16 protein-coding genes are annotated in these 20749 nt (G+C 69.0%); 7 read left to right on the forward strand and 9 right to left on the reverse strand.

Annotated features, from left to right (window positions below):
* Positions 1–203: 203 nt before the first annotated feature.
* The 5 genes from A5757_RS09585 to A5757_RS09605 are packed head-to-tail and all read right to left on the reverse strand — an operon-like array spanning position 204 to position 4602.
* Positions 204–878, reverse strand: a complete 675-nt coding sequence (locus A5757_RS09585) for a response regulator transcription factor (protein WP_066832455.1) — start codon at positions 876–878, stop codon at positions 204–206.
* Positions 859–2007, reverse strand: a complete 1149-nt coding sequence (macS, locus tag A5757_RS09590; protein WP_066832459.1) for a MacS family sensor histidine kinase — start codon at positions 2005–2007, stop codon at positions 859–861. Before macS ends, A5757_RS09585 begins: the two co-directional genes overlap by 20 nt.
* Positions 2008–2760, reverse strand: a complete 753-nt coding sequence (locus A5757_RS09595; protein ID WP_066832462.1) for an amino acid ABC transporter ATP-binding protein — start codon at positions 2758–2760, stop codon at positions 2008–2010.
* 8 nt (positions 2761–2768) lie between these two features.
* Entirely contained in the window at positions 2769–3698 is a 930-nt protein-coding gene (locus A5757_RS09600) for an amino acid ABC transporter permease (protein WP_066832465.1), read from the reverse strand.
* A 4-nt stretch (positions 3699–3702) separates the two neighbouring features.
* A complete protein-coding gene (locus tag A5757_RS09605; RefSeq protein WP_066832468.1) occupies positions 3703–4602 on the reverse strand; it encodes an ABC transporter substrate-binding protein in 900 nt (299 codons plus the stop codon).
* 220 nt (positions 4603–4822) lie between these two features.
* On the opposite strand from A5757_RS09605, the gene A5757_RS09610 reads away from it, so the two are divergent.
* The 7 genes from A5757_RS09610 (at position 4823) to A5757_RS09640 (ending at position 12349) form a co-directional block, all read left to right on the forward strand.
* A complete protein-coding gene (locus A5757_RS09610) occupies positions 4823–5386 on the forward strand; it encodes an HdeD family acid-resistance protein (RefSeq protein ID WP_066832471.1) in 564 nt (187 codons plus the stop codon).
* 179 nt (positions 5387–5565) lie between these two features.
* On the forward strand, positions 5566–7020 hold the full coding sequence (locus A5757_RS09615) for a cytochrome ubiquinol oxidase subunit I (RefSeq protein ID WP_066832474.1): 1455 nt from the start codon (positions 5566–5568) through the stop codon (positions 7018–7020).
* Between the two features lie 13 nt (positions 7021–7033).
* Positions 7034–8074 (forward strand): cytochrome d ubiquinol oxidase subunit II, encoded by a 1041-nt coding sequence (gene cydB, locus A5757_RS09620; protein ID WP_066832477.1) that lies wholly within the window; start codon positions 7034–7036, stop codon positions 8072–8074.
* Complete coding sequence (gene cydD / locus A5757_RS09625; protein WP_066832480.1) at positions 8059–9672, forward strand: thiol reductant ABC exporter subunit CydD; 1614 nt, start codon at positions 8059–8061, stop codon at positions 9670–9672. The genes cydB and cydD overlap by 16 nt, the downstream gene beginning before the upstream one ends.
* Positions 9662–11176, forward strand: a complete 1515-nt coding sequence (locus A5757_RS09630; RefSeq protein WP_066832919.1) for an ATP-binding cassette domain-containing protein — start codon at positions 9662–9664, stop codon at positions 11174–11176. The genes cydD and A5757_RS09630 overlap by 11 nt, the downstream gene beginning before the upstream one ends.
* A gap of 11 nt (positions 11177–11187) precedes the next feature.
* Complete coding sequence (locus tag A5757_RS09635) at positions 11188–11778, forward strand: DUF4190 domain-containing protein (RefSeq protein WP_066832483.1); 591 nt, start codon at positions 11188–11190, stop codon at positions 11776–11778.
* Between the two features lie 7 nt (positions 11779–11785).
* Entirely contained in the window at positions 11786–12349 is a 564-nt protein-coding gene (locus tag A5757_RS09640) for a dihydrofolate reductase family protein (protein WP_066832486.1), read from the forward strand.
* Here the strand turns inward: A5757_RS09640 and A5757_RS09645 are convergent.
* The 4 genes from A5757_RS09645 to gltB are packed head-to-tail and all read right to left on the reverse strand — an operon-like array spanning position 12346 to position 20736.
* Positions 12346–13206, reverse strand: coding sequence for an acyl-CoA thioesterase II (locus A5757_RS09645; RefSeq protein ID WP_066832489.1), 861 nt, complete (start codon positions 13204–13206; stop codon positions 12346–12348). The two genes, A5757_RS09640 and A5757_RS09645, sit on opposite strands and share 4 nt — an antisense overlap.
* A 13-nt stretch (positions 13207–13219) precedes the next feature.
* Positions 13220–14638: a pyruvate kinase gene (pyk, locus tag A5757_RS09650; protein ID WP_066832492.1), complete on the reverse strand. Its 1419-nt coding sequence runs from the start codon at positions 14636–14638 to the stop codon at positions 13220–13222.
* A gap of 43 nt (positions 14639–14681) precedes the next feature.
* A complete protein-coding gene (locus A5757_RS09655; RefSeq protein WP_066832495.1) occupies positions 14682–16187 on the reverse strand; it encodes a glutamate synthase subunit beta in 1506 nt (501 codons plus the stop codon).
* Positions 16180–20736, reverse strand: a complete 4557-nt coding sequence (gene gltB / locus A5757_RS09660; RefSeq protein WP_066832498.1) for a glutamate synthase large subunit — start codon at positions 20734–20736, stop codon at positions 16180–16182. The genes A5757_RS09655 and gltB overlap by 8 nt, the downstream gene beginning before the upstream one ends.
* Positions 20737–20749: the final 13 nt, after the last annotated feature.

Raw genomic sequence — 20749 nt, forward strand, 5'->3', positions numbered from 1 at the left:
GATGTGTATAAGACACCGGCACGGGCGGTGGTTGCGGTGGCCGCTGGGTGAGCAGCCGGTCCAACTCGACGAGATCGGCTGACAGACGGCTCATTTGGTGGGAGACGGCGGCGAAGTCCGCCGACAGCCGGGCGATCACGGCGCGTTGCGGTTCGGTCATATCCCGATCCTCACGCGCGGGCGCCGCGCGCGGATGAGTAGGACTACCCGTCTTCGTCGAGTCCGTGCTCGATCGCGTACCGCGCCAGCTCCACCCGGTTGGCCACCTGCAGTTTGCGGAACGTCGCCTGCACGTGGTTCTCCACAGTGCGGTGGCTCAGCGACAGCCGCGCGGCGATCTGCTTGGCGGTCAGGCCCTTGGCCACGTGGCGCAGCACCTCGAGCTCACGATCGGTGAGGCTGGGCCCCGCCGGCCCGGCCGGCCCGGCGGGCTCCTGCGCGATCCGCCGGTACTCGCCGAGCACCAGGCCCGCCAGGCCGGGCGTGAACACAGCGCGGCCCTCCGCGGTCGCCCGCACCGCCGCGCTCAGCTCGGCTTTCGACGCGCTCTTGACCAGATAGCCGGTGGCGCCGGCCTTCACAGCTTCCAGGACGTCGTCGCGTTCGTCGGACGCCGAGAGCACCAGCACCCGCGAACTCGGTGACACCGTCAGCACCTGCGCGGTGGCCTGCGCGCCGTCGCCGTCGGCCAGGCGCATGTCCATCACCACCACCCCGGGCTGGACGACCTCGGCACGCCGTCGCGCCGAGGCCACCCCGTCGGCGGTCGCGACCACCGAGAATCCCTCGTCGGCGAGGTCGCGGGCCACCGCGTCCCGCCAGATCGGATGGTCGTCGACGACCATCACCGTCGTCTGCTCACCGGTCACCAGCGTCATCCTCCCCCGCCCGCGGCACCGTCAGCTCCCATTCGGTGCCCGGCTCCGGGCCGGTGTACAGCCGGGCGGTGCCGCCCAGCGTGTCCATCCGTCCCACAATCGATTTCGCGATACCCATCCGGCCCTGCTCGGCCGCCTCGGCGAGCCGGCCCTCCGGGATGCCCGGTCCGTCGTCGCGCACGCTGACGGTCACCGCATCACCGAGGTCCTCCACGAGGACGTAGGCGCGGGCGTCGGGGCCGGCGTGGGCGGTGACGTTGTCCAGCGCGTTGACCGCAGCGGCGCACAGTTCGTCGGCGACGTGCGTGTCGAGCAGGACCGGTTCGGCGGGCACGCTGACCGAGACGCGGTCGGAGGCCCGCCGCCGCAGCAGTTCCGCAACGTCGGTGCGCGCACCCGCGGGCACGGCCACACCCGCGCCGCTGACCAGCCGTCGCAACGCGCGCTCCTGCTCCCCCGCCAGCTCCGCGAGTTCGGCTGTCGGACCGCCGATCTCACGACCGCGGCGGGCCACCAGGGCCAGCACCTGCATGGTGCCGTCGTGCACCTGGCGTGACAGCCGCTCGCGCTCCTCGAGCGCCGCGGACAACCGCGTGGCCTGTTCGAGTTCGGCATGTGCGCGGCGTGCGGTCTGTGCGGCCATCCCGACTGCCAGGCCGACGGCCAGTTCGATGACGATCGTGGCGTTGCGGCCGAGGTCGATGTGGACGTGGCCCTTCACCGCGGCCGACGCCGCCATCACGACCACCCCGGTCAGCATCCCGGGGACGGCGCCGAACAGGATCGCCGCGGAGATGGTGGCGTTGGTCGCCCACAGTGTGGTGGGCCACGACTGATTGTCGGCCACCCACTGGGCACCGGCGACCAGATCGGTGGACAGCATCAGCGCGACCACCACCACGATCTCGGCCGCGACCCAGGCCGGTCTGCGTCCGAAGCCCGACAGGTAGGCCACCGCGCAGGCCGCGCTCCAGCCGATCAGCACGGCGAACAGCGTCCACGCCACCGCCGGCCGGTCCAGGTCGGGATTGACCGCGATCTGAAACCCCAACGCGTACAGGCAACTCAGCAGCCGGAACACCTGCGCCGCCCGCCACAGCGGGGTGGCCGGATCCACCGGTGCCGGCACCTACATCACCTTGGACAGGAAGGCTTTCGTGCGCTCGTGCTGGGGGTTGCTCATCATCTCGCGCGGGTTGCCCGTCTCGACGATCACGCCGCCATCCATGAAGACCAGCTTGTCGGCGACTTCGCGGGCGAACCCCATCTCGTGGGTGACCACCACCATCGTCATCCCCTCCGACGCCAGCTTCTTCATCACCCCGAGCACCTCCCCGACCAGTTCGGGGTCCAGTGCGGACGTCGGCTCGTCGAACAGCATCAGTTTCGGGTTCATCGCCAACGCGCGGGCGATGGCGACGCGCTGCTGCTGACCGCCGGACAGCTGGGCGGGATAGGCGGTGGCCTTGTCCGCCAGGCCGACCTGCTCGAGCAGATCTCTGCCCCGCGCCAGCGCCTCGGCCTTCTTGACCCCCTTCACCTGGATGGGGGCCTCGACGACGTTGCCGAGCGCGGTGCGGTGCGGGAACAGGTTGAAGTGCTGGAAGACCATCCCGATGTCGCGGCGTTGCCGCGCGGCATCCCGCGGCGCCATTTCGTGCAGTTTGTTACCGCGTTCGCGGTAACCGACCAGCTCACCGTCGACGTAGAGACGTCCGGCGTTGACCTGCTCGAGATGGTTGATGCACCGCAGGAACGTCGACTTGCCGGAACCGGACGGGCCCACGATGCACAGCACCTCCCCGCGACCGATCTCGAGGGTGACACCCTTGAGGACCTGGAGGGCGCCGAAGTTCTTGCAGACCTGGTCGGCCCGCACCATGGGGGCCGTCACGGCTGCTCTCCCAGCTGCGCCTTGGCCAGCGCCTCGAGCTGCTTACTCGTCAGCCTGCGCGACGCGCCGCGTGAGAAATACCGCTCGAGGTAGTACTGCCCCACCATCAGGACGCTGGTGATGGCCAGGTACCACGTCGCGGCGACCATCAGCAGCGGCACCGGTTCGAAGATGCGCGACGCGATCTCGCGTGAGGTGATGCCGTAGAGGTCGAGTGCGAACGGCACACCGGTGACCAGCGAGGTGGTCTTGAGCATGCTGATCACCTCGTTGCCGGTCGGCGGGATGATCACGCGCATCGCCTGGGGCAGCACCGTGCGCCGCATCGCCAGACCCCACGACATGCCCAGCGCGGTCGACGCTTCCAATTGGCCCTCGGGCACGGAGGTGATGCCGGCGCGGATGATCTCGGCCATGTAGGCGGCCTCGTTGAGTGCCAGACCGAGGATCGCCAGCAGGAACGGGAACGACAGCGACTGCAGGTCCAGATGCAACAGCGACGGTCCGAACGGCACCCCGAGCTGGACATTCTGGTAGATCGTCGGCAGCAGCCCCCAGAACACCAGCTGCACGTAGACCGGGGTGCCGCGGAAGATCCACAGATACGCCCACGACACCGCCTTGAAGACGGGGTTGGGCGACAGCCGCATCACCGCGAGCAGGATGCCCAGCGCGAGCGCGAGCACCATCGAATAGACGGTCAGCTGCAGGGTATTGACGACACCGACCGTCAGCACCCGCTCGTTGAACAGGTACTCCCAATACGTGCCCCATCGGAAGGCCTCGTTGGTGGCCGCGCCGTAGAGGAACAGTCCGGCCAGGACGAGGATGACGACCGCCGCCATCCACCGCCAGGGATGCCTGAGAGGTACTGCGTCTATGGCAGCCGGGCTGGCGGCGGGTGACGGCGAGTCGGCATCGGTCATCGCGTCAGCTGATCGCTCCGTTGATGACCGGCTTGTCGATCATGCCGGCCTCGACGCCCCAATTCTTCGCGATCTCCTCGTACTTGCCGTCCTCGATGAGGTGCTCGAGGGCCTGCTGCAGGGACTGCGCCAGCGGCGAGCCCTTGGCCACCGGCCAGCCATACGGCGCGGCGTCGAAGATCTCGCCCGCGGGTTCGAGCTTGCCGTTGCTCTGCTTGATCGCATAGGCGGTCACCGGCGAATCCGCCGACATCGCGTCCGCCTGGCCCAGGACGACGGCGTTGGTAGCCGCGTCCTGACCGTCGAACGGGGTGATCGCGATGGGCGCCTTACCCGCGTCGGTGCACGCCTTGCTCTTGGCCGGCAGCTCGTCGGTCTCCTGGTACGTGGTGGCCTGGACGGCGACCTTCTTGCCGCAGGCGTCCTCCGGATTGACCGGGTTGTCGGGCCGCTGGGCCCACTGGGTACCCGCGGAGAAGTAGGTGACGAAGTCCACCGACTGCTCGCGCTCCTTGGTGTCGGTGAACGACGACATGCCGACGTTGAAGGTGCCGCCCTGGATCGAGGGGATGATCTTGGCGAAGTCGGCTTCGCGGTACTCGGGGGTCAGCCCGAGGGTGGCGGCGATCGCGTTCATCAGATCCACGTCGAACCCGACGATCTTGCCGGTCTCGTCCTTGAACTCGTTGGGGGCGTACGGGATGTTGACGCCGACGATCAGCTTGCCGGTGGACTTGATGTCCTCGGGCACGGTGTTGGCGATCTCCTCGACCTTGGCACCGCTCGCCGCGGTGGATTCGCCGCCGTCGGATCCGCCCGAATCTCCGCCACTGGCGCAGCCGGACAACGCGATTGCACCGGTTGCGGCGAACAGCACGGCCCGGGGAATGACCAAGCGCCACATCCTGCCGCGACGGTCCTGACATCCTGCTGACACGGTTGCCTCTCTTCTCTCACATCGGTACCGATCACGTCTTCGACGCGATGACGTTAGCGGCCGGGAACTCAGCGCGCACTGCCGGTAATCGAACAGTAGTGGAGGCGTAACTCGGCGGCAGGAGAACGACCGCGCGCAAAGCGGTGAAACCGGACCGGCGTGTCGGACGTTGTGCCACACTGCGCGCATGCAAACCTCGGCAGCGCCCGGCGTCCTGCGTCACCTGTGGATCTACACCCTCGTCTCGGGGTTGCTCGCCATCCTGCTCGGCGTGCTGATCTTCGTGCGTCCCGGTGCGGCGATCCTGGTCACCGCCATCTTCTTCGGCGCCTATCTGCTCGTCACCGGCATCGCCCAGGTGGTGCTGGCGTTCAGCGTGCGCAATTCGGTCGGCGGGCGGGTGCTGCTGTTCATCGGCGGTGCGGCCGCACTGGTTCTGGCGGTGCTGTGCTTCATCAACCTGTCCAACTCCATCGAGCTGCTGGCGCTGTGGATCGGCATCGGGTTCATCTTCCGCGGCGTCGCCACGGCGATGTCGGCATTCGGCGACCAGTCGCTGCCCGGACGCGTCTGGGAGATCATCGTCGGTGTCATCAGCGTCATCGCCGGCCTCATCATGTTCGTCGCACCGCTCGAGGGGCTGGTCGCACTCACCCAGGTGACCGGCGTCATCCTCATCGTGATCGGCCTGTTCGAGGTGATCGCGGGCATCCGGATCCGGACCGAATCGCACACGCACTCGGTGACGTAGCGGCCTTGTCGCGTTGACTTTGCACCGAGATCGTCGACGCGGCGATTTCGGCGTTCTCACGGCAAAGTCAACTTGCGGTGCACCGCCGCGGTGACGTAACACACCTGGTCGCACACCCCAGCAACTACTACAGTCTGTCGTAGAGCTGGCGCAGCGTCGCGCCCGCAAAGGCAGGTGCAATGAACGCGCTGGACGTATCGCGGTGGCAATTCGGGATCACCACGGTCTACCACTTCATCTTCGTACCGCTCACCATCGGTCTGGCGCCGCTGATCGCGGTGATGCAGACCCTGTGGGTGGCCACCGGAAACCCGCATTGGTACCGGCTCACCCGGTTCTTCGGGAAACTCTTCCTGATCAACTTCGCCATCGGCGTCGCCACCGGGATCGTGCAGGAGTTCCAGTTCGGGATGAACTGGAGTGAGTACTCCCGGTTCGTCGGTGACGTCTTCGGCGCGCCGCTGGCCATGGAGGGCCTGGCCGCGTTCTTCTTCGAGTCGACGTTCATCGGGCTGTGGATCTTCGGCTGGACCAGGCTGCCCCGGCTCGTACACCTGGCCTGCATCTGGGTGGTCGCGATCGCGGTCAACCTGTCGGCGTTCTTCATCATCGCCGCGAACTCGTGGATGCAGCACCCCGTCGGCGCGACGATCAACCCGGAGACCGGCCGCGCCGAGCTGACCAGCATCGTGGCGCTGTTCACCAACAACACCGCGATCGCCGCCTTCACCCATGCCGTGGCCGGGTCCCTGTTGACCGCAGGCACATTCGTGGCGTGCGTGTGCGCCTGGTGGATGGTGCGCGCACACCGGCGCGACGATCGTGAGGGCGCGACGTTGTTCCGGCCGGCCACCCTGATGGGCTGTCTGGTGACGCTCGTTGCGGCCGGCGCGCTGGTCTACACCGGCGACGTCCAGGGCAAGCTGATGTTCGAGCAGCAGCCGATGAAGATGGCCTCGGCCGAGTCGTTGTGCCATAGCGAGACGGATCCGGACTTCTCGGTCCTGACCGTCGGCACGCACAACAACTGCGACAGCGTCGTGCACCTCATCGAGGTGCCGTATGTGCTGCCCTTCCTCGCCGAGGGCCGGTTCAGCGGTGTTCACCTCGAAGGGGTGCAGGATCTCCAGGACCGCTACGAGCAGGAGTACGGCCCCGGTGACTACCGGCCGAATCTGTTCGTGACGTACTGGTCGTTCCGCGCGATGATCGGCCTGCTCGCGGTGCCTGCGCTGTTCGCCCTGACCGCGCTGTGGCTGACGCGCCGCGGCCGAATCCCCGACCAGCGCTGGTTCTCCCGTTTCGCGCTGCTCACCATCCCGACGCCGTTCCTGGCCAACAGCGCCGGCTGGGTGTTCACCGAGATGGGCCGGCAACCGTGGGTGGTGGTGCCCAACCCGACCGGTGACCCGCAGCTGCGGCTCACCGTCGCCGAAGGCGTGTCGGGCCACTCGGTGGGCATGGTGCTCACGTCTCTGATCACGTTCACCGCGATCTACGCGGTGCTCGCCGTCATCTGGTTCTGGCTGCTGCGGCGCTACGTCGCCGAAGGACCCCAGGAGCACGACGCCGAACCCGCTCCCCCGGCGCCGCCTGCCGATGACGACGTCGCGCCCCTGTCGTTCGCGTACTGAAAGGGCTGTAGCGATGGGACTTCCGGAACTCTGGTTCTTTCTCCTGGCCTTCCTGTTCCTCGGCTTCTTCGTCCTCGAGGGCTTCGACTTCGGGGTCGGCATGCTGATGGGCCTGTTCGGCCGCATCGCCGACGGCGAACCCGATAAGCACCGCCGCGCGGCGCTGAACACGATCGGCCCGGTCTGGGACGGCAACGAGGTGTGGCTGATCACCGCGGGCGGCGCGATGTTCGCGGCCTTCCCGGACATGTACGCGACGATGTTCTCCGGGCTGTACCTTCCGCTGCTGGCGATCCTGCTGTCGATGATCGTGCGGGTGGTGGCGATAGAGTGGCGCGGCAAGATCGACGATCCGCGCTGGCGCCGCTGGGCCGACATCGGGATCGCCACCGGCTCGTGGGTCCCCGCGGTGCTGTGGGGCGTCGCCTTCGCCGCGCTGGTGCGCGGCCTGCCTGTCGACGCCGACAAGCAGATCCACCTCGGCGTCACCGATCTGCTCAACGCCTACACGCTGCTGGGCGGGTTGGCGACCGCAACGCTGTTCGCCCTGCACGGAGCGGTGTTCGTGACGCTGAAATCGGAGGGTTCGCTGCGTGCGGACGCGCGGCGCTTCGCCGGTGCGCTCGGTCTGCCCGCCCTGGTTTCGGTGGGTGGCTTCGGCCTGTGGACGCAGCTGGCGTACGGCAAGAGCTGGACGTGGGGCCTGCTCGTGGTGGCCGCCGTCGCGCTCACGGCCGCCGTCGTGCGCATCTGGTCGGGTACCGGCGAGGGCTGGGCGTTCACCTTCACCGCGACCGTGGTCGCCGCCGTGGTGGTGTTGCTCTTCGCGTGCCTGTTCCCGAACCTCATTCCGTCGACGCTGAATCCGGCGTGGAGTCTGACGATCGAGAACGGCTCGTCGAGTGACTACACCCTGACCATCATGTCGTGGGCGGCGCTCGTCTTCGCGCCGATGGTCATCGGCTACCAGGGCTGGACCTACTGGGTGTTCCGCAAACGCGTCTCAGCCGACCGCATCCCCGATCCGACCGGGCTGTCATGGCAGTCGAACTGACCCTGTGGCGCACGTCGGCCCCGATCCGGCGGCATCTGATCGCCTCGGTGGCGTGTGGAGTGGTGATCAGCGCGGCGACCATCGGGTCGGCGATGGTCACCGCACGAATCATCGCTGGGGTGATCACCGAATCCGGTTACCGCACAGTGGATTCTTGGTTCCCCGACATGACGCTGCTGGCTGCGCTGTGGGCGGTGCGGACGCTCGCGCAGGCGGTGCAGGGTCGGTTGTCGCAGCGCGGCGCCACCGCGGTCATCGCCGAGTTGTCGGCGCGGGTGCTGCGGACCGTGACGGCCGCACCACCGCGCCGGCTGGCGATGGTGCGCGACGAGGCGGGCGTGGTCCTCACCCGCGGCCTGGACGGGCTGCGCCCGTACTTCACCGGATATCTGCCTGCGGTATTCCTCGCCGGAATCCTCACCCCGGCAGCGGTACTCGCGATCGCGGTGATCGATTGGCAGTCGGCGGCGATCGTCCTGGTCGCATTGCCGCTCATCCCGGTGTTCATGGTGCTGATCGGGTTGCTGACCCGTGACCGTTCGGCGGCGGCGCTGGACGCGATGACGACCCTGCAGGCCCGGCTGCTCGACCTGGTCGCCGGCATCCCGACGCTGCGGGCCCTCGGCCGGGCAGCCGGCTCGGCAGACCGCATCGAGGAACTGTCCGTCGCACACCGCCGATCGGCGATGGCGACGCTGCGTATCGCGTTCCTCTCGGCCCTGGTCCTCGAACTGCTCGCCACCCTCGGGGTCGCTTTAATCGCCGTGAGCGTCGGGCTGCGGCTGGTATTCGGCGACGTCACGCTGGTCGCCGCGCTGACCGCGCTGCTGCTGGCGCCCGAGGTGTTCTGGCCGCTGCGCCGGGTGGGCGTGGAATTCCACGCCGCTCAGGACGGGAAGACCGCCGCCGAACGCGCCCTGCGGCTGCTCGACACCGAGGGCCAGCGGTCCGGCGGCACCCGGGAGGTCACCGCTGCGGGCGCGACGATCCACCTCGACGCGTTGGGCGCCGACCTCGAACCCGGCCGCGTCAGCGTGCTCACCGGGCCGAACGGCTGCGGTAAGAGCACCACGTTGCAGGCGATCCTGGGCCTCAACCCGCCACCGGCCGGGCGGGTTCGGGTGTCCACCTCCGATGGCGGGGTGGATGTCGCCGACCTCGACCTGCCGCACTGGTGGCCCCAGATCGCCTGGCTGGCGCACCGGCCCGTGCTGGTCCCCGGCACCGTCCGCGAGAACCTTGATCTGTTCGGTCCACTCACCGATCCCGAATACGCCTGTCGCGTATCGGGTTTCGATGAGGTGATCGCCGAACTGCCCGACGGTCTGGACACCGTCCTGGGCCGGGACGGCACGGGCCTGTCCCTCGGGCAGCGACAGCGGCTGGGACTGGCCCGCGCGCTCGGATCCTGCGCGGCGGTACTGCTGCTCGATGAGCCGACCGCGCACCTCGACGCGGCGCTGGAGCGGCGGGTGCTCGGGGCCATCGTGGCCCGCGCCCGCGCCGGCGCCACGGTGGTCGTCGTCGGACACCGCGCACCCGTGCTCGACATCGGCGACCTCGTGGTCCGGGTGGGAGGTGGCGTCCTTGTCTCGTGACGAGGTCCGGTTCGCGCTGGAGCTACTGCGTCCCCGCCTGCCGCGACTGTTGTGGGCCACCACGCTGGGCGTGCTGTCGCTCGGCAGCGCGCTGGCACTGGCGGGGATCGCCGCGTGGCTGATCACGCGGGCGTGGCAGATGCCCCCGGTGCTCGACCTGTCCGTTGCGGCGGTCGCAGTCCGCGCGCTGGGAATCGCTCGCGGCGTGTTGGGTTACTGTCAGCGCCTCGCCGCCCACGACACCGCCCTGCGCGCCGCAGGCGATGCGCGGACCGGGCTCTTCCGCCGGTTGGCCGCCGCGCCGCCAGACGTGGCGATGCGGTGGCGCAGCGGCGAACTAGTGACCCGCATCGGCTCCTCGGTCGACGACCTCGCCGACGTCCTCGTGCGGGCGGTGCTGCCGATCGCGGTCGCCGTGGTGCTCGGCGCCGCCGCCGTCGGCGTCCTCGCGGTCATCTCGCTGCCGGCCGCGGCGCTGCTGGCCTGCTGTCTGGTGGTGGCCGGCGTGCTGGCGCCTGCGCTGTCCGCGCGCGCCGTCACCGCAGCCGAGACCGCCGGCGTACAGGCGCACACCGAGCGCGATGCGGCGGTGCTGCTCGCGCTGGAGCATGCGCCGGAGTTGCGCGTCAGCGGGCGTCTGTCCGAGGTGATCGCCGAGGCCGACGCCCGACACGGCGACTGGGGTGCGGCGGCCGATCGCGCGGCGGCACCGGCCGCCCTGGCCGGGGCGGTACCCACCGTGGCGACGGGCGTCAGTGTGCTGGGCGCCGCCGTTGCGGGCATCGCCCTGGCCGGATCGGTGGCGCCGACGACCCTCGCGATCCTGATGCTGTTGCCGCTGTCGGCGTTCGAGGCGACCACCGCGCTGCCCGCCGCAGCGGTTCAGCTCACCCGTTCGCGTATCGCGGCGCGACGTCTGTACGACCTCACCGACCCGGCGCCGACCGCGAGACCAAGACCTGTCGTGTCTCCGATTCCGCTGCACACCGGCGACCGAGTCGCTGTCACCGGGCCGAGCGGTTCCGGCAAGACCACGCTGCTGATGGCGATGGCCGAGACCATCGATGAATCCACGGGCGCCCGAGCGTTTTTCGCGGAGGACGCGCACCTGTTCTCCACCACGGTGCGAGACAACCTGCTCGTCGCGCGCGGTGACGCCACCGACGCCGAACTGCTCGACGCGCTGCGCCGCGTCGGTCTGCGCGACTGGCTCGAGCAGCTGCCGAACGGTCTGTCCACGATGCTGACCGGCGGCGCCGCCGCGGTGTCGGCGGGTCAGCGCCGCAGGTTGCTACTGGCGCGCGCACTGGTGTCCGACTTTCCCGTGGTATTGCTCGACGAGCCGACCGAACACCTCGACGCCGACGACGCGGGCCGGATGCTGTCCGAGTTGCTCACGCCCGGTGGGCTTTTCGCCGCCGACCGGACGGTGGTGGTGGCCACGCACCAGATTCCCGCCGATCTGGGCTGCTATCTGCAGGTCAAGACGCCCGCCAACGGGTAACGTCACGCTGCATGACCGAGCCGGACAAGCCCGAGAACACCCCCTCGTCGACGCCACCGCCGCCACCGCCGCCGCCCAATCCCGGGCAGCAGCAGGCGTATCCGCAGCAGCAGCCGTACCAGCAACAGCCCTACGGTTACGGCGCGGCGCCGGGCGGCTATCCGCCACCGCCGCCAAGCGGTTACCCCGCTGGACCGCCCGGCGGCTACGGCGCCGGACCCGTACAGCAGGCACCGAAGAACGGTGTCGGCATCGCCGCCCTGATCGTCGCGATCATCGCGTTGCTGTCGGTCTACGGCGGTGTGGTGCTCGGCATCGTCGCCGTCATCCTCGGCGTCATCGGCCGCAGCCGGGCCAAACGCGGTGAGGCCACCAACGGCGGCATCGCACTCGCCGGCATTGTGCTCGGTCTGCTGTCGATCATCGTGGCGATCGTGGCGATCGTGCTGACGGTGCAGTTCGTCCAGGAGGTCGGCGGCACCGACCTCTACGACTGCCTGCAGCAGGCGGGCAGCGATTCCGAGGCACAGCAGGAATGCCAGGACCAGTTCCAGCAGAACATCGAAGAGCAGTTCAACATCTCGGTGACGCCCTCGCCGTAGTCTTCGGATGCGCAGCGTCACCTACTCGTTGACCGTCTCGCTCGACGGATACACCGCCGGGCCCGACGGTGGGTTCGACTGGGGCACACCGGACCCGGAGGTCTTCCGGCTGGCCACCGATGAGGTGCGCGGCGTCGGCGTCCACCTGATGGGCCGTCGACTCTACGAGACCATGCTGTATTGGGAGGACGCGGCGGACGGTCCGGCGCTCGACGACGCCGAGCGGGAGTTCGCCGACCTCTGGAACGCGTTGCCCAAGGTGGTCTTCTCGTCGACGCTGACGGCGGTGCGGGGCAACGCCCGGCTCGCGGCCGGTGGCGTCGCCGAGGAGATCGAGCGGTGCCGCGCCGAACCGGACGACGGCGACATCGCGATCGGCGGACCGGATCTGGCCACGCAGGCCGCCGCGCTGGGTCTGATCGACGAGTACCGGATCAGGGTGTGCCCGGTACTGCTGGGTGGCGGCACGCCGTTCTTCGACCATCACGAGCGACGGGTGAACCTGGACCTGGTGGAGACCCGAGCGTTCGACTCGGGGGTGGTCTATCTGCGCTACCGCGTGCGGCGCTAACCCGCCGGGAAGTACTTGACGATGCCTTCCTGCACGACGGTGGCCAGCAGCGCGCCGGACCGGTCGAAGAAGTGGCCTCTGCCGAGTCCGCGAGATTCGGCGGCCACCGGCGACTCCGTCGAGTAGAGCACCCACTCGTCGAAGCGAATGGGGCGGTGGAACCACACTGAATGGTTCATGGTCACCGCGAAGATGCGGTCGAACCCCCACGACAGGCCGTGGGTGGTGATGATGCTGTCGAGCACGGTGGTGTCCGAGGAGTACACCATCGCCGCGGCGTGGAGCACCGGATCGTCGGGCATCGGACCGACCGTCCGAAGCCACACGCGGTTGTGGTCGAGCCGTCCGCCGCGGTCACGCATCACCCACGCCGGGTCGTTGGCGTAGCGCCATTCGATCGGGCGGAGCGCGCTGACGAAATGCGGCACGGTCTCCTCGTAGCCCCGCAGCAGTTCGTCGATCCCGGGCAGCTCCTCCGGGGCCGCGACCTCGGGGGCCGCGACACTGTGCTCGAGCCCGCGGCCGCCGTTCATGTACGACACCATCGCGGTGGTCAGCACGTCGTCGCCCTGACAGACGTCCACCCGACGGTTGGCGAACCGGCGCTCATCGCGCAGCCGGGTGACCCGGAACTCGAGATCCCGCGCCGGATCGCCGCCGGCGATGAAGTGCACCGACAGCGCACTCGGCGCGATGCGGTGCTCGAGGGTGCGCCCGGCCGCGACGAACGCCTGCGCCATCATCTGCCCGCCGAACGTCCGGACCGGATTCTTGCTCGGATGACCGCCGACGAACGTGTCGGCACCGATCTGCCGGAGGTCGAGTACGGCGAGCAGCTCGTCGAAGTCTGCTTGCACGCAATCACCCTGCCTAGACGTCGTCCTCCCCGATGCGGTGGACGTGGATCAGATTCGTGGAGCCTACTGTGCCCGGTGGAATGCCCGCGATCACCACCACGAGGTCGCCGCGCCGGTAACGGCCCAGCTCCAGCAGCGATTTGTCCACCTGCCGGATCATGCCGTCCGTGGTCTGGATGTGCGGAACGATGAACGTCTCGGTGCCCCAGCTCAGCGACAGCTGACTGCGCACCTCCGGCAGCGACGTGAAGGCCAGCAGCGGCAGCGGTGTGTGCAGCCGGGCCAACCGGCGCACCGTGTCACCGGATTGCGTGTAGGCCACCAACGCCTTGGCGTCCAACCGTTCGCCGATGTCGCGGGCCGCGTACGAGATCACGCCGCGCTTGGTGCGGGGCATGTGGGTCAGCGGCGGGACCATGACCGAGTTCTCCTCGACCGCGCAGATGATGCGCGCCATCGTGCGCACCGCCTCCAGCGGGAACTTGCCGACCGAGGTCTCCCCGGACAGCATCACCGCATCGGCACCGTCGAGGACGGCGTTGGCGACGTCGGAGGCCTCCGCGCGGGTGGGCCGGGAGTTCTCGATCATCGACTCGAGCATCTGGGTGGCGACGATGACGGGTTTGGCGTTCTCGCGGGCCATCTGGATGGCGCGCTTCTGCACCAGCGGCACCTCTTCGAGCGCGAGTTCGACGCCGAGATCGCCGCGCGCGACCATGATCGCGTCGAACGCGAGCACGATCGCCTCGAGGTTGTCGACCGCCTCGGGCTTCTCGAGTTTGGCGATCACCGGTACACGGCGCCCGACCCGGTCCATGATCTCGTGCACGAGCTCGATGTCTGCCGGGGACCGCACGAACGACAGCGCGATCAGATCCACGCCGAGGCGCAGCGCGAACTCGAGGTCCTCGATGTCCTTCTCCGACAGCGCAGGCGCGGAGACATTCATCCCCGGCAGTGACATCCCCTTGTTGTTGCTGACGCGGCCGCCCTCGGTGACGCGGCAGACCACGTCGGAACCCTCGATGGACTCCACCACCAGGGCGACGTTGCCGTCGTCGACGAGCACCCGGTCGCCGGGGGTGGCGTCCTCGGCCAGCCGCTTGTAGGTGGTCGACACCCGGTCGTGGGTGCCCTCACAGTCGTCGACGGTGATCCGGATGATCTCATCGGTCTTCCACTCGGTGGGGCCGTCGGCGAACCGGCCGAGCCGGATCTTCGGACCCTGCAGATCGGCGAGGATGCCGACGGCGTGGCCGGTGCGGTCCGACGCGGCCCGCACCCGTTTGTAGTTGTCCTCGTGATCGGCGTGTTCGCCGTGGCTGAAGTTCAGCCGCGCGACGTCCATACCGGCCTCTACCAGCGCTCGGACTGCCTCCTCGGTACCCGTCGCCGGACCGAGGGTACAGACGATCTTCCCGCGTCTATTCACGTTTTCTCATCGTAGTCGTTAATCGATTCAGACGCGGTCCGACTCAGACGGCCAGGGGAACCGCGCCCGGCCGCACCGGAGCGGGCAGATCCGAGTCCCCCATCAGGTACGCGTCGACCGCGTGGGCGGCGCTGCGGCCCTCGGCGATCGCCCACACGAGCAGCGACGCGCCGCGATGGGCGTCCCCGCACACGAACACCCCCGGCGCGTCGGTCTGCCAGTCCGCCCCGCACGGCAGTGCCCCGCGGCGATTGAGCGTCAGGCCGAGGCCGTCGAGCAGCGGCATGTGCTCGACGCCGTCGAACCCGATGGCCAGCAGCGCCATGTCGCACGGGATCTCCAGCGTGTCCCCGACCGGGGTGATTCGACGGCGGCCGTTTTCGTCCCGCTCGACCTTGACCTCGGCGATCTCGATGGCGCGGACGTGGCCGTGCTCGTCGCCGAGGAAGCGCTGTACGGCCACCTGGTAGCGGCGCTCTCCGCCCTCCGCGTGCGCCGGCGACAGCCGGGTGCGCAGCACCAGCGGCCACGTCGGCCAGGGGCTGTGCGCGTTGTCGCGGGTCTCCGGCGGTTCGGGGTTGTAGTCGAGCTGCGTGACCGATGCGGCGCCCTGCCGGTGGGCGGTGCCCAGGCAGTCGGCTCCGGTGTCGCCGCCGCCGATGATCACGACGTGCTTACCCGCCGCGGAAACCGGCGATGGGCCGTCACCTTCGCACTCCCGGTTGGCCGGGACGAGGTGTTCCATCGCGAGATGGACCCCGTCGAGAGCGCGGCCCGCGGTGTCGTTGTCGCGGGCCCGCAGGGCGCCGACGGCCAGCACCACGGCGTCGTACTGGGCGCGCAGCTGCTCGACGGTCAGGTCCACCCCCACCTCGCATTCGGTGACGAACCGTGTGCCTTCGGCCCGCATCTGCGCCAGCCGCTGGTCGAGCGTCGTCTTCTCCAGTTTGTATTCGGGGATGCCGTAGCGCATCAACCCGCCGATCCGGTCGTCGCGTTCGAAGACCGTCACGTCGTGACCGGCGCGGGTGAGCTGCTGGGCCGCGGCCAGACCGGCGGGCCCGGAGCCCACCACCGCGACGTGCTTACCGGTGCTGATCGACGCCGGCTGCGGAGCGACCAGACCCAGCGCCCACGCCTGGTCGGCGATGGTGTTCTCGATGCGCTTGATGGTGACGGCGCCCCCGGTGTGGTCCTCGCTGATCGCCAGTACGCACGCCGCCTCGCACGGCGCCGGGCACAGCCGGCCGGTGAACTCGGGGAAGTTGTTGGTGGCGTGCAGGCGTTCGCTCGCGGCGTCCCAGCGGCCGCGCCGCACCAGATCGTTCCACTCGGGAATCAGGTTGCCCAGCGGGCAGCCCGCAGTTCCGGAGTGGCAGAACGGGATTCCGCAGTCCATGCAGCGACGGGCCTGCTGCGAGACCTCTGCGGATCGCTCCTTCGCATCCTGGCGTTCGTACACCTCCCGCCAGTCGCCGACCCGTTCGTCGACGGGCCGCTTGGTGGCCTCGGCCCTGGGCACTCTGAGAAATCCGGTGGGATCAGCCACGACTGGCCTCCATGATCGCGGTGTCGACGTCGCGTCCCTCGGCCCTGGCCATCCGGGTGGCCTCCAGAACGCGCTGATAGTCGGTGGGCATGACCTTGGTGAACTGGGCGCTCCGACGCGGCCAGTCCGCCAGCAACGATGTGGCGACGGTGCTGCCGGTGAGCCGGGCGTGCCGGGAGACCACGTCGCGCAGCCAGGTCAGATCCTCCGGTTCGAGCCGCTGCAGCTCCACCATCGCGGGATTGACCCTCGCCGGGTCGAGCGCCAGCACGTAGGCGATACCGCCGGACATCCCGGCGGCCATGTTGCGGCCGATCGGTCCGAGGACGACCACCCGTCCGCCGGTCATGTATTCGCAGGCGTGGTCGCCGACGCCCTCGACGACGGCCAGCGCGCCGGAGTTGCGGGCGCAGAAGCGTTCTCCGACGCGGCCACGCAGAAACACCTCGCCGGAGGTGGCGCCGTAGAGCAGAGTGTTGCCGGCGATGACGTTGTCCTCGGGCAGGAACAGCACGTCGTCGGCGGGGTGCACGACGATCCGGCCGCCCGAGAGTCCTTTGCCGACATAGTCGTTCGCGTCGCCGGTGAGCGTGATCGTGATCCCGGGCGGCAGGAAGGCCCCGAGGGACTGTCCCGCCGATCCGGCCAGGGCGACGTCGATGGTGCCGTCGGGCAGGCCCGCGGCACCGTAGCGGCGGGTGACCTCGGCACCGAGCATCGTGCCGACGGTTCGGTTGACATTGCGGATCGGCAGTTCCAGACGCACGGGCCGGGCGTCTTCGAGGGCGCCTTCAGCCAGTTGGACCAGGGTCTGATCGAGCGCCCGGTCCAGCGCGTGGTACTGGTCGGCGACCTTGCGCCGCTGGGTGGGTCCGCCGTGGTGATCGTCGGGCACGGCGAAGATCGGCGTGAGGTCCAGGCCCCGGCTCTTCCAGTGTTCGACACCCTCTGCGGTGTCGAGCAGTTCGGCGTGGCCGACGGCCTCGTCGACGCTGCGGAACCCCAGATCCGCGAGGTAGCGCCGGATGTCCTCGGCGATGAAACGGAAGAAGTTCTCCACGTACTCGGCCTTGCCGTTGAACCGGGCGCGCAGTTCGGGGTTCTGCGTCGCCACCCCGACCGGGCAGGTGTCGAGGTGGCAGACCCGCATCATGATGCATCCCGACACGACCAGGGGTGCGGTGGCGAAGCCGAACTCCTCGGCGCCGAGCAGCGTCGCGACGATGACGTCGCGGGCGGTGCGCATCCCGCCGTCGCACTGCACGGTGATGCGGTCGCGAAGGCCGTTGAGCACCAGTGTCTGCTGGGCGTCGGCCAAACCGATCTCCCACGGCGCGCCCGCGTGTTTGAGGCTGGTCAGCGGCGCGGCGCCGGTGCCACCGTCGTTGCCGGAGATGAGTACGACGTCGGCGTGCGCCTTGGACACCCCGGCCGCGACCGTGCCCACTCCGACACCGGCGACCAGCTTGACGTGGATGCGGGCCCGGTCGTTGGCGTTCTTCAGATCGTGGATCAGCTGGGCGAGGTCCTCGATCGAGTAGATGTCGTGGTGCGGCGGCGGGGAGATCAGGCCGACCCCCGGGGTGGAGTGCCGCGTCTTGGCGATGCTCGGATAGACCTTGTAGCCCGGAAGTTGGCCGCCCTCACCGGGTTTGGCGCCCTGGGCCATCTTGATCTGGATGTCGGTGGCGTTGACCAGGTAGTCACTGGTGACACCGAAGCGCCCAGAGGCGACCTGTTTGACGGCGCTGCGGCGGCGCGGGTCGTACAGCCGGTCGACGTCCTCGCCGCCCTCGCCGCTGTTCGACCGGCCGCCGAGGTTGTTCATCGCGATGGCCATCGTCTCGTGTGCCTCGGCGCTGATGGAACCGTAACTCATGGCGCCGGTGCTGAACCGGGTGACGATCGATTCCACGGACTCGACCTCCTCCAGCGGTACGGAGGGGCGCACTCCCTTCTTCAGTTCGAACAGCCCGCGCAGTGTCCCGCCTTCACGGGAGAGCCGATCGACCTCGTCGGAGTACTGCCGGAACACCTCGTAGCGTCCGGTGCGCGTCGAATGTTGCAGCAGGAAAACCACTTCCGGGGTGAACAGATGCAGTTCCCCCTCCCGGCGGTAGGCGTACTCACCGCCCACCTCGAGGCGGCGGTGCACCCGTTCGGTGGGATTCTCCGGATACGCGCGGCGGTGGCGCAGCTTGACCTCCTCGGCGATGACGTCGAGGCCGATGCCGCCGATCTGCGAGGGGGTGCCGGTGAAGTACTCGTCGACGACTACGCGGTCGATGCCGACCGCCTCGAAGGCCTGTGCGGCGGTGTAGGACGCGACGGTGGAGATGCCCATCTTGCTCATCACCTTCATCACGCCCTTGCCGAGCGCCTTGAGGTAATTGCGCAGTGCCGTGGCGGTTTCGATGCCGGTGAGCTCACCCTCCCGGATGAGGTCCTCGATGGACTCGAACGCCAGGTACGGGTTGACCGCGGCCGCGCCGAACCCGATGAGCATCGCGACGTGGTGCACCTCGCGGGCGTCGCCGGTCTCCACGACCAGGGCCACGCTGGTGCGCTCCTTGGTGCGCACCAGATGGTGGTGCACTGCCGAGACCGCCAGCAGCGACGGGATGGGAGCGCGGGTGTGGTCGGAGTCGCGGTCGGAGATGACCAGGGTGCGGGCACCGTCGGCGATGGCTTCGCAGGCCCGGTGCCGCAGCTCTTCGAGCGCCTCGGCCAGCCCTTCTCCCCCGCGTTCGACGTCGTAGAGCGCCTTGAGCACCGCGCTGCGCAGTCCCGGATGCTCGCCGTCGTCGTTGAGGTGGACGAGCTTGTTGAGCTCGTCGTTGTCCAGTACGGGCCACTCCAGCAGGATCTGGCGGCACGACGCGGCCGTGGGCTCCAGCAGATTCTGTTCGGGCCCCATGATGCGGGCCATGCTGGTGACGACCTCTTCGCGGATCGCGTCGAGCGGCGGATTGGTCACCTGGGCGAAGAGTTCGACGAAGTAGTCGTAGAGCGACCGCGACCGCTGCGAGAGGACAGCCGGCGGCGTGTCGGTACCCATCGACCCCAACGGCTCGCCACCGGAGGCCGCCATCGGCGTGAGCAGGATGCGCAGTTCCTCCTCGGTGTAGCCGAAGGCGATCTGGCGGCGCACCACGGACTCGTGGTTGGGTGTCACGCGGACGCGGTCCGGCAGGGTGGCCAGGTCGAGCAGGCCGGCGTGCAACCACTCCTCGTACGCCTCGGCGCTCGACAGGCCTTGTTTGAGCTCGTCGTCGGAGACGATGCGACCGGCGGCGGTGTCGATGAGCAGCATCTTGCCGGGCTGCAGCCGGCCTTTGGCCACGATCTGCGCCGACGGGATGTCCAGCACACCGCTCTCGCTGGCCAGGACGATGCGGTCGTCAACCGTGCGCCACCACCGGCCCGGCCGTAATCCGTTGCGGTCCAGCACCGCTCCGACCACGGCGCCGTCGGTGAACGTCACGCAGGCCGGTCCGTCCCACGGCTCCATGAGCGAGGCGTGGAACTGCCAGAACGCGCGTTCGTCTGCGGGCATCGAGGCGTTGTTCTCCCACGCCTCGGGGATCATCATCAGCACCGCGTGCGGCAGGCTGCGCCCGCCCAGGTGCAGCAGTTCGAGCACCTCGTCCAGCGATGCGGAGTCCGACGACTCCGGTGTGCAGATCGGTGAGAGGCGGGCGATGTCCCCGGGGATGCGATCGGTGGCCAGCATCGCCTCACGGGCATGCATCCGGTTGCGGTTGCCGCGCACGGTGTTGATCTCGCCGTTGTGGGCGAGGAACCGGAACGGGTGAGCCAGCGGCCAGGACGGAAACGTGTTGGTGGAGAAGCGGCTGTGCACGATCGCGATGGCGCTGGCGCAGCGTTCGTCGCGCAGATCGGGGAAGAACAGCGGCAGTTGAACGGTGGTCAGCATGCCCTTGTAGGCAATGGTGCGGCTCGACAGGGACGGGAAGTACACCCCGGCGGCTTTCTCGGCGCGTTTGCGCAGCGGGTACACCAGCCGATCGAGGTCGATGCCACCGGGCCGGATGCCGTCGACTTCCGGTGCGGCGACGAACAATTGGGCCATGAAGGGCATGCAGCCCCGCGCCGTGACACCGACGTCGGCGGCCGCCGGGTCGGTGGGCAGCACCCGCCAGCCGAGAACGTCGAGCCCTTCGTCCGCCGCGATCGCCTCGATCTGCCGGGTGGCCTCGGCACGTTCTCCGGACTCCGTGGGCAGGAAACAGATTCCGGCCGCGTAGGTGTTGTCTCCCGCGCAGGTCGGCGCGGGCAGCGTGAAATCGACGACGGCGGCGAACAATTCGACCGGCAACTGCAGCAGGATGCCGGCCCCGTCGCCGCTGTTGGTCTCCGCGCCTGCGGCACCCCGGTGATCGAGGTGTTCGAGTGCGACAAGTGCGTCGGCGACGATCGAATGCGACCGCCTGCCCCGGATGTCGGTGATCATGGCGACGCCGCACGAATCCTTCTCGCGCTCCGGGTCGTAGAGCCCCTGGGCGTCGGGCAGTGCCGAATAGAGCATGGGAACGCCTCCG

The organism is Mycobacterium sp. 852013-51886_SCH5428379 (assembly GCF_001665575.1).
Lineage (GTDB): Bacteria > Actinomycetota > Actinomycetes > Mycobacteriales > Mycobacteriaceae > Mycobacterium.